The sequence below is a fragment of the Dellaglioa sp. CoH-55-MRSF-7 genome (genome assembly GCF_056782235.1).
Genome location: NZ_JBXAYI010000074.1, coordinates 1 through 403, shown reverse-complemented (window position 1 = coordinate 403; position 403 = coordinate 1). Strand labels below are relative to the sequence as shown.

The 403-nt window shown below is 52.1% G+C and carries 1 protein-coding gene; it reads right to left on the bottom strand.

The genetic code is table 11. The features are described 5' to 3' along the window. On the bottom strand, positions 1-403 hold a 403-nt coding region (locus AC1RPU_RS07920), incomplete at both ends, for a hypothetical protein (protein ID WP_481769632.1).

Sequence of the window (403 nt, the reverse complement as noted above, 5' to 3'; positions counted from 1 at the left end):
TGTTAAGTGTTCCTACTTGCGTTCCTGTGTTGGGCGTTGACGCTGGGTACTTCATGATACGTACGGTCGCTGTGGTGCAAGATATCAGTACCGCATTTGCTTTCGCGCCCACGAAGTTCTGCCCGAATTGGCAGTTGTCTGTGAACATGTAGAACACTTCGTTGATGACGTTTGGGTTACCCTGAATGTTGACGGGTAGCCGTGCAACATCTGGGCTCGTTGGCAAATTCAACAGATCGTTATACGAGCCGGTAACGGCCACGGTCGCCAATTTTCCTGACGACAAGTTGCCTGCGGTTTGAGCCGTTGACGTAAGGATCACGCCACCTAGTGCCGATGTCGTGGCAATAGGCAACGAGTACGGAACCGGCTTGTTCGTCAGATCGTTGTAGCTGCCTGATGT